Source organism: Burkholderia sp. MSh2, assembly GCF_000731655.1.
Lineage (GTDB): Bacteria > Pseudomonadota > Gammaproteobacteria > Burkholderiales > Burkholderiaceae > Burkholderia > Burkholderia paludis.
Genome location: NZ_JPGM01000088.1, coordinates 23990 through 33211, shown reverse-complemented (window position 1 = coordinate 33211; position 9222 = coordinate 23990). Strand labels below are relative to the sequence as shown.

Annotated in this window: 8 protein-coding genes; 2 read left to right on the top strand and 6 right to left on the bottom strand. The window is 62.0% G+C overall.

Going from position 1 to position 9222, the window contains the following annotated elements; all coding sequences use genetic code 11:
- Both GQ57_RS34835 and GQ57_RS34830 read left to right on the top strand, forming a co-directional pair.
- Positions 1–225: DUF2795 domain-containing protein (locus GQ57_RS34835; RefSeq protein ID WP_034200255.1), on the top strand; the 225-nt coding region annotated here is incomplete at its 5' end.
- Between the two features lie 108 nt (positions 226–333).
- A complete protein-coding gene (locus GQ57_RS34830; protein ID WP_034200254.1) occupies positions 334–1692 on the top strand; it encodes a GGDEF domain-containing protein in 1359 nt (452 codons plus the stop codon).
- A 345-nt stretch (positions 1693–2037) separates the two neighbouring features.
- Here GQ57_RS34830 and GQ57_RS34825 read toward each other — a convergent pair whose 3' ends face one another.
- The 6 genes from GQ57_RS34825 to mnmE all read right to left on the bottom strand — a co-directional run bounded on the left by GQ57_RS34825 (position 2038) and on the right by mnmE (position 9147).
- Entirely contained in the window at positions 2038–2733 is a 696-nt protein-coding gene (locus GQ57_RS34825; RefSeq protein ID WP_034200253.1) for a hypothetical protein, read from the bottom strand.
- A 96-nt stretch (positions 2734–2829) separates the two neighbouring features.
- The gene (locus GQ57_RS34820; protein WP_034200252.1) at positions 2830–3543 is read right to left on the bottom strand and encodes a hypothetical protein; all 714 of its coding nucleotides are present in this window, start codon (positions 3541–3543) and stop codon (positions 2830–2832) included.
- Positions 3544–3848: 305 nt separating this feature from the next.
- Entirely contained in the window at positions 3849–4394 is a 546-nt protein-coding gene (locus tag GQ57_RS34815; protein WP_152601858.1) for a hypothetical protein, read from the bottom strand.
- Between the two features lie 110 nt (positions 4395–4504).
- Positions 4505–5113: a hypothetical protein gene (locus GQ57_RS34810; protein WP_235215179.1), complete on the bottom strand. Its 609-nt coding sequence runs from the start codon at positions 5111–5113 to the stop codon at positions 4505–4507.
- A gap of 592 nt (positions 5114–5705) precedes the next feature.
- On the bottom strand, positions 5706–7250 hold the full coding sequence (locus tag GQ57_RS40840; RefSeq protein ID WP_075123021.1) for a DUF4403 family protein: 1545 nt from the start codon (positions 7248–7250) through the stop codon (positions 5706–5708).
- 502 nt (positions 7251–7752) lie between these two features.
- Entirely contained in the window at positions 7753–9147 is a 1395-nt protein-coding gene (gene mnmE, locus GQ57_RS34800) for a tRNA uridine-5-carboxymethylaminomethyl(34) synthesis GTPase MnmE (RefSeq protein ID WP_034200251.1), read from the bottom strand.
- Between the last annotated feature and the right edge of the window lie 75 nt (positions 9148–9222).

The window sequence follows — 9222 nt, the reverse complement described above, 5'->3', positions numbered from 1 at the left end:
CGCCACGACATTCCCCACGAAACGATCGACCTGCAGATCGCCGACGTCCTCGCCGCCGTCCGCTACCCGGCCAACAAGGATGCGATCGTCGATGCCGCGCGCGACGCGGGCGCCAGCAACGAGGTGCTGTCGATGCTCGACGGCCTGCCCGAGCAGGACTACGCGGACGTCGACGCCGTCACGCACTGGGTCGCCGGCAACTTCGGCCCCGGCCTCGGGGTTTGAGCGCACTTCCATAACGCGATAGCATCAGGCCGCACCGGACGCGCAGCGGCCGGCTGCCTGCCGCCCGGCGCAAGACCGGGCGTTTCCGCCTACGTGCCGGGGAACTCCATGGAAGGCATCCTGATCCAGCACACGACGCGTCGTCAGCTCTGGTTCGGCGCGCTGACGGCGCTTGTCATCCTGCTCGCGCTCGGGATCGCCGCGCCGCACGCGGACGTCGCCCTGCCGACCGTCGAGCCGTTCATGCCGATGTGCGCGCTCACCGTGTTCACCACCGCGAGCATCGCCGCGTTCTTCCTCGGCGCGCAGTTCACCGTGACGCGCCAGCCCGTGCTCGGCGCGCTCGGCGGCGCCTACGCGTTCTCCGCGCTCGCCGTCGCGCTGCAGTTGCTCACCTTTCCCGGCGTGTTCGCGCCGCACGGGCTGTTCGGCGCACGGCCGCAAAGTGCCGCGTGGATGTGGGTGTTCTGGCACGCGGGCTTCCCGGCTTTCGTGATGGTCGCGCTGCTCGCGCGCGAGCGGCGGATGCGTGCGCCGATCGGCGCGCGGCAGACGCGCCGGTGGACGCTCGCGCTGGTTGGCGGGCCGGCGGTCGCCGCGGGATTGCTGTGCCTGTTCGCGCTGCACGTGCCGCTGCCGCCCGCGTTTCGTCCGCCGGGCGATGCGGCCGTGCTGCCCGTCAGCGGCGTCGCGCTCGTCGTGTGGCTGCTCAATGCGCTGGCGCTCGCCGCCGTGGTCGTGACCGGCCGGCTTCGCACCACACTCGACCTGTGGCTCGCGATCGCGGTGCTCGCGTGCCTCACCGACACGACGCTGAACCTGATGAGCACCCATCGCTACACGGTCGGCTGGTACCTCGCGCGCGTGTTCAGCATGTTCACGCCCGGCGTGCTCGTCTGCGTGCTCGCGTGGGAAGTGACGATGCTGTACCAGCGGCTGTTCGAGGCGCATGCGACGCTGATCCGTTCGTCCGCGCGCGACGGGCTGACGGGCGCGTTCAACCGCAGCCACTTCAACGACCATTTCCACACGCTGTTCCTGCAGGCGCGCCGACAGGGCGAGCCGTTGTCGCTGCTGATGATCGACGTCGACCACTTCAAGACGTACAACGACGCGTTCGGTCACGTGAAGGGCGATGCGTGCCTGATTGCGGTCGCGAACGCGCTGGCCGGCGCGGTGAGGCGGCCCGCGGACATCGTCGCGCGTTACGGCGGCGAGGAGTTCGCGATCGTGCTGCCGAACACGGGCGCGCGCGGCGCGCGGGTGGTCGCCGAGGAGGCGCGCGAAGCGGTGTTGCGGCTCGATCTCGCGATGCCTGCCGCGCCGACCGGGCGCGTGAGCGTGAGCGTCGGCTGCGCGACCGTGTCGGCCGACGATCTCTCGACGCCCGATGCATTGATCGAAGCCGCCGATGCCGCGCTCTATCGTGCGAAGGACACCGGGCGCAACAGGGTCGTCGCCGCCTGAAAACATCTGCTGTTTGCGCGCATTTGTTACGGTCATTCTGACCGGAATAATCCGCCGTTACGGATTGCGGAACAGGGAAACGATCGCTTACAGCCGGTGTTGCGGGCGCTCGCTATGCTGGGTTTCATGTCGAACCCCAGCAGGTGAATGCGATGAAGAAGACCCTTTTGCTGATTGCCAGCGTCGCCGTGTTGTTGAGCGGCTGTATCGTCGTGCCCGCAGGCGGCTATTACAGCGATGGCGGGTATTACCATCACCATCACTGGGATTGATGCGGGTGCGGGCCCGGACGAGTCGATCCGCTCGCGTATCGATGCAGATTCGACGATCCGGACCGTCACGCCCTCAGGCCGGCGTGGTCAGCTCGGCATGCATCAGAAATACCTGGAGCGCGGCGAGCGTTTCGTAATGGAGACGCTCGAGGCGTGCATCCTTGTCCGCGTCTTCGATCAGGTTGCGCTCGGCGTCGTACTGGTACGGCTCGCCGAGCAGTTCGGCCATGTCGATCTGGATGTAGGAGCAATCTCCGTAAGGCCGTTTGCCGTCGATGCACGGTAACGGCCAGAAGTCGTCTTCGCTCAGCACGTCGTCGATCGAGTACGAGTCGACCGTCATCCAGAGGGCTGCGCGCAGCAGGTCGAGATGTTCGGCGCGCAATTCGAAATGCCCCGACGTATCGACACCGCTTTCCGGAAAATCGAATGCCTCGCGAAGCGCCTCCGGGATCACATAGTGTCCCGGCGCCAGCTCACCTGCGGCCGTGACGAACTCGGGCACGAGATGGCCGAGTTCGGCTAGCGTGCGAATGGCCCGTACGTCGTCGTCGGTATCGAGGATCGCCTTGGCGAGATCGATCGTCGCGTCGCTCCCCGTGAGCGGCGATTCCGGATAAATGGCCGGCGCGCCGGATTCGACCGGCAGCCAGACCACCCGGAGCCGCCGCATCAATGCGACGTGGCCGGGCGTCAGGTCGGGATACGACGCGCCGTCGGCAAAGACGGCGCGGATGATGGCGTTGCGTTCGGTCGGATTGATTGACATCGTGGCCCTCGGTGTAATGCGCGCGGCCGACGTCGGCCTCGCGACGGAATCAGCTTCGACAGACGTCAGCGGCAGGCGCTGCGCCCGATGGCGACTTCAGGCAGCACCCGAGGCCGGCATCGGTGGCGGATAGGCGGAAGGCGACAGGTTCCTGACGACCATGCGGTCAAGCTCGGCGCGCGCCTGCGCGATTTTCGCGTCGGCGGCGACGATCTTCTTTTGATGGCGGTATCGCGCCACCAGCACCGAGCCGATTATCACGAGGGCGAACACGACATTCTCGACCGCCGGGGTATTGTCGGCGAGCTTGCCGGCCATGAGGCCCAGGATCGTGCCGCCCATCACGCCGAATACGGCAGCGAATATCCCGTCGACGATCCAGCTCTTCGGCGGGTATTTGAGCCGGGCGACATTGATCGCGACGACCGCATCCACCATGCCCTCCACCTTGCCGCACGCGGCTTCGAGCTGCGCTTCTATCGCATCCATCAGCTGGCCCGCGCGCTCCTTGTCCGGTTTGGCGAGCACGCCGGCGTTGGCATAGGTCAGCAGGATGCCGTCCAGGTCCTTCCACGCGGTTTCCAGACCGGTCGAGACCAGCCCCTCCTCCCGCAGGTAGTTCCAGCCGGTATCGACGTCGTTGAGGTCGACGTAGGCGCCATACGACGCACAGCACTCGAAAACCGCGAACGCACGACGCACCGTCAGCCCTTCGGTGAAGTTGTCATTCGACCGCGACCGCTGGCTTTTCGCCATGTCGATCGTCGAATTGCCCGACGACTCGCCGCGTTTTCCGAATCCGAATCCCATGCATGCCCCGCGTTCGTTATGTGTTGCAGCTTGGGGGCTCTCTCGGCCCGCCCGTTCACTTCGATACAGAATGTTGGCAGGTATCCCGGTGGCTTACTGCACGAGCCCTCAAGCGAAGAATCAAAATCCCGTGTACCAACCTGTGCACCATGAATTGCCGATACAGGTACCACGGCGATGATTTCACGTACCGGCCACCGTAAGAAGCCGACCACGAAGGACGGCGGATAGGCTGGATAGCTGCCCATGTCGTTGCGCCGGCTGGGTGCACGTCTTCGTGCGCGGCCGGTCGACGCCAGCTCATGCTACTGCAACAGCGCCGTAAAAGCCTTGTCGGTGACTAGCGCGTGAATGACATCCTGTACCGCGGCGGGAAATTGCGCTGCAACGCGCCGGCAAGCTTCAGAGCCCTCGAAACCTGCTTTAAACGTGGATTTGTGTTGAACGGTCAGTGACTGGCCGTTGGATGAGCTGACTACCAGCTTGATGCTCCAATAGCCACCAGTGAGCCCCTCCATCGAAGCGAACTCAAGCTCTTCAACGCGGCCAGAAAGAGTCACCTTCGGCACGACATCGTTGTACGAATCAGCTACCTTCAGTTCATCTGCCAGCGCCTTCTGTATGTACCCCTCGAACGTTAGACCATCCGGAGGCGTGACAATCATCCCGCCTCGGCAATCCGGGTCTATCTTGCCGGCCGAAACGAACGGCCCGACTGCGACGTCCCTGGCGTGAAGCACTTTAATCGCTGCACGGTTGTCAGCGGAAATAGCATACCGGGCAATGGGTTGCTGAACCGTGCATGCGGATAACAACGCAGCGCAAGTGACGACGACAAACGGCCTGTTCATTTCTGGTCTCTTTGGTTGGCTACTCTACAGGAGTCGACTGAGCATCGCCGATGCGGCACCACTCAACTCCCAACGGTGAGAATTTTTCGTCGCTTCAAGGAGCGGGCGTTTCACTCGGACTCGGAGCTGCGCGAGTTGCTGGCACTGCCCCCGGTCATCGCAACGTTCCACGTCACAAGTTCCGGCCCCTTGTTATTGCACATCCAGCGCTCGACTCCGGCAACGATGCCTTCCTCGTCACCCTGGAGCGCGGCGAATGCTGAAAGAGGCGGCCCAAAATGCTCAAGAAGAGGGAGCAAGCTGGCACCGTCAATACACCGAACCTCATAGCTGTTTTCGGGGTGGCGGGCGCATTCGAGTTCGATGTGCTTCCAGCATTGGCTATGAAAAAGCTGCTTTTTGGGAAGGCGGATCATCGTGTCCGCGTAGTATGCGGGAGATGTCCGCCAACGGTCTTTGAGCCGGTTTCGGGAGATACCTACATACCGGATCACCTCATCGTTACCGGCGACCAAGTATAAGCAGGGGGCCTTCGCGCTCCAGACTGCGGCATTCAGGATGTCATATTTGGCCTGAAGCCATGGGCCGATTCTCGCGCCCTTCGCTACGTTTCGCTTCCAGCGTCCGCCCTCCATGCCATGAATACGGATGACAGGGGTCGCCGCACGGTAAATCGCGTTGGCATATTTGATATTTTTTGAATTCAAGCTGCGAAGCAAGGTTTTGCGAAATGAGTCGAATCCAAATTGTAAGACAACAATGGGCCGCCAACCCACCACTAAGTAGCTTTTTCAGGATATTCAATTCCAACGTCGATGATCGCGACGGTCAGGCTCATTGCAATTGATTGGACGAGCGGCGGCGACGACTCGCCGTGTAGCGCACGATTTTTGCATCGCTCGCCATTACTTCGAGCACGAATCCTTGGCCATCAGCCACGACGTACCCGCTCGCCTTGGGTTCGGCGCCTTGACGCGCGTGTCATTGAGTGTCGTAACGATCTTGGACACGGTTTGTACACGGGAAAATCGGCGACGTCTCGTGTGTACTTAACCGTGTACCATCGCCCCTTGGATACCAATGAAGCGCGTCAGATTTGGTTGGCTAGAGGAACCATTATCTGTAAATGGATTCCGCATTTTCTTGATGGTCTCGGGTCCGGCTGGGTCCATACAGGACCTAGCAAACGTCGTTAGATCCTTATACAGAAAAGCATGTAACGCATTCGCAGATTTTGGTGTACCACAAACGCAAAGTGACCAAGCTATCCCCAAGCGTGTAATGGCCACCTATTCGAGATCGCCCCCCCAATCAGTGTTTGGTCTGCATCGAAGTATAAAGTGCTTTGAGGTCAGTATGAATGACCAAGTCGGTGTCGACCTGTGGCTCGACTACCAACGAATTCGCCACGACGACCCGGTTCAGCCTGACTTTCGGGTTGGCCAGCTCGAGCGCGTAGCCGTTGCCCTTCGCCTTGGCAGCAACCGTGTCGCTGAGTGCTTGCAACGCATGGTCTTTGCGCTGCGGCAGGTTCAGCGCTTTAGTGAGGGCTTCCTGCACCTTGGCACGGATCAGGTCCTGAAACACGAAGCTACCCGCAATGACCAGATCATTGTCCAGTTGGCGGGCGAACGTCACCTTGTCGAGCACGAGCGTGTTGCCGTCGGCAGCCACCACCGGCTGACCAGTAAGATACACCCAGCCAGACGTGTCGAGCAGCTTCCCAGGGAGGCTGGCTTTGATTTTGAGGCCAACGGCGAGCGAGCCACCAGACGGATAAATCGTGCCGTCTAGTACCTCGACACTGGCGGATTGGCCTGCGATGCTAGTCGAGAAGGTCTTGCCCACCACGTAGCTACGCAACGCGGTCGTGACTTCGGGATAGCCGACCGTCACTGGCAACACGATGTGCATGGCGCTATTCCCCGGTCGGCGAACCTTGCTGAGCGAGGTGACATCGGGGGCCGAGACCGGGTAGCTGGAGTCAGGCGTCGTCGTCGCCAGCGTCTTGGCTTTAGCGAGTGCGAGGATGTGCAGGTTGTCATCAGTGACTTCCATCACATCCACGGCGAGTTGCGTGGGGGTGACCACCACAGTGATGGTCGGTTGCTGCGGCGCTACCTGAACAGGGAAGGTATAAGGCTTCCAGTACGTGGCCACCAACTGCTTGAATTTAACGCACGACAGTTGAGCCTGCAGCTTCTGCCGAACATCGGCTTGAAAGCCGTTGAATATTTTGTTTGCTATGTCATCAATATCCACATTCACGTTGTGCGCAATCTCGAGTTGAGGATGATGGGTCCAATTGTGGTCGGCCGCAAAGTCAAGAACCGGACACCCATTTCCGTCGAGTCGAAGCCCGAGAGTGATCCGAAGTTCTGCTGCGGCCGAGACGCTTTTCTTAAGAGAAAGCACTTGGGCTATGGTGCCAGAAAGCTTCGCATTGGCGGTCATAGCTATTGGCACCTGGACCAGTATTGCGTCTTCGTGTTGGGGCGCAGGGCCTATAACAGCCTGTCCGCGCGTTGCGCCGTACTCGTAATTTGCATGCACACACGATATTTTGCCAAATTTGCACGCCTCAGGCGTTTGCCCATTCCCCGAAAACGAGGGCGGCACTGCCGCATTAACAAACTCGGCCAACTGAGCGAGAGGGATATTCGCATCGAGATACACCCAGCTATCAGCAGGCGCGTTCTCATACGGCTGCGAGGACTCAGCAGGCTTGTCGGATAAGTTGACGTCGGACTTGTGGCACCCGCCGAGTCCCAGTGCGATAAGCAGGCCTACCGCCATGAGAAATGCCGCAACATTGTGCCAGTGCGGTGCGACGGAGAAGGGGCGTTTGGCAGTCATGGCAGCTCCGGTAACGATGCATGCGCTGGAATGGTGCCCGGTGCCGGCGCGGTATCTACCGGATATACTCTCGAGCCTCTGCATTGTATTCAGGCCAAATAAGGCCGCATCCCCAATTTTGATGATATAGCTACTTGCGCGCAGCTTTCAGGTTCCCGTGGCTCAAGTCGGAACGTCACTGCGCACCGGAAATGTAAATTGGCACTCGACACCAGTTCTTAGACTTCACCCTTCCGCGGTACGGTAATCCAACGGGCTTTTCAGATACGCACGGATTTCGCTGTTCTTCCAGACAGTGCACGCTCGTCAATCATGCCAGATAAGGCCCCAAGGTATCTTTGGCATACAGATTTTTGCGTAGAGGCGCGGTGTATGCCATCTTGCATGCCAAAAACCGCTAGTTGTCGATTGGTAAACTTTGCGGAATATCGGGAGTCGATCTATGTCTGGCGGGGCTTTTCAGTTTCTTTCCTGCGAAACTTAGGTGACGACAGGTAACTACTTATTTTCCGATACAGAACCTGCTGAAGATCACCCCCAGCAGATCGTCCGAAGTGAACTCCCCGGTAATCGAATTGAGCTGCTCCTGCGCCAGCCGCAGCTCCTCCGCGAACAGATCGAGCGACTGCGCCCGTTGTTCCGCATGATCCGCCGCCTGCTCGAGATGCGCCTGCGCGGCCCGCAGCGCGATCAGGTGCCGCTCGCGCGCCAGGTACACGCCTTCGGCCCCCGCCTGCCACCCGGCAATCCGCAGCAGCTCCGCGCGCAGCAGGTCGATCCCGTCGCCGCGCTTCGCCGACAGATGCACCTCGGTCAGGTCGCCTTCCGCCACCGGATGTTCGACGCACGCCGGCACACCGGTCAGATCCGTCTTGTTCAGCACGCGCACCACCGGCACGCCGTCCGGAAACCGCGCCGCGATCGCCTCGTCGTCCGCCGTCATCCCCGTGCGCGAATCCAGCAGATGCAGCACGACATCCGCACGCTCGATCTCGCTCCACGTGCGCGCGATCCCGATCCGCTCGACCTCGTCCTCCGTCTCGCGCAACCCGGCCGTGTCGATGATGTGCAGCGGAATGCCCTCGACCTGGATCGTCTGCGCCACCTTGTCGCGCGTCGTCCCGGCGATCGGCGTGACGATCGCCAGCTCCGCGCCCGCCAGCGCGTTCAAAAGCGACGACTTGCCCACGTTCGGCTGTCCCGCCAGGACCACCGACAACCCCTCGCGCAGCAGCGCTCCCTGCCGCGCGTCGCCGAGCACATGCGCGAGCTGCTCGCGAATCTTCGCGAGCTTGCCGCGTGCGTCGGCCGCCTCCAGGAAATCGATCTCCTCCTCGGGAAAATCGAGCGTCGCCTCGACCAGCATCCGCAGCGTGATCACGTCGTCGACGAGCGCGTGGATCTGCCGCGAGAACGCGCCGTCCAGCGAGCGCCCGGCCGAGCGCGCCGCGGCTTCGGTGCTCGCCTCGATCAGGTCCGCGACGGCCTCGGCCTGCGCGAGGTCGAGCTTGTCGTTCAGGAACGCGCGCCGCGTGAACTCGCCCGGCTCCGCGAGCCGCAGCCCGAAGCCGCGCCCCGCATCCAGGCAGCGCTGCAACAGCAGCTGCATCACGATCGGCCCGCCATGCCCCTGCAGCTCGAGCACGTGCTCGCCGGTGTACGAGTGCGGCGCCGGGAAATACAGCGCGATTCCGCGGTCGAGCGGCGCGCCGTGCGCATCGAGAAACGGCACGTAGCTCGCATGGCGCGGCGCGAGCGCCTGCCCGCACAACGCGTCGATCAGCGGCAGCGCGGCCGCCTCGCCGCCACGCCCGAACGACACGCGGACAACCCCGATGCCGCCCCGGCCGGCGGCAGTGGCAATGGCGACGATCGGATCGGAATCGGTAGCAAGCATGGGAATTGGACGAATCGGGTGAGCAATCAACATGGTGCGCCCGCGCAACAGTTCGGGCATCGGAACGCCGGCATT

What these genes read in the sequence shown, in the direction of transcription:
- GQ57_RS34815 (WP_152601858.1), bottom strand. Translation starts at nt 4,394, where the DNA reads ATGAACAGGCCGTTTGTCGTCGTCACTTGCGCTGCGTTGTTATCCGCA.
- GQ57_RS40840 (WP_075123021.1), bottom strand. Translation starts at nt 7,250, where the DNA reads ATGACTGCCAAACGCCCCTTCTCCGTCGCACCGCACTGGCACAATGTT.
- mnmE (WP_034200251.1), bottom strand. Translation starts at nt 9,147, where the DNA reads ATGCTTGCTACCGATTCCGATCCGATCGTCGCCATTGCCACTGCCGCC.
- GQ57_RS34830 (WP_034200254.1), top strand. Translation starts at nt 334, where the DNA reads ATGGAAGGCATCCTGATCCAGCACACGACGCGTCGTCAGCTCTGGTTC.
- GQ57_RS34825 (WP_034200253.1), bottom strand. Translation starts at nt 2,733, where the DNA reads ATGTCAATCAATCCGACCGAACGCAACGCCATCATCCGCGCCGTCTTT.
- GQ57_RS34820 (WP_034200252.1), bottom strand. Translation starts at nt 3,543, where the DNA reads ATGGGATTCGGATTCGGAAAACGCGGCGAGTCGTCGGGCAATTCGACG.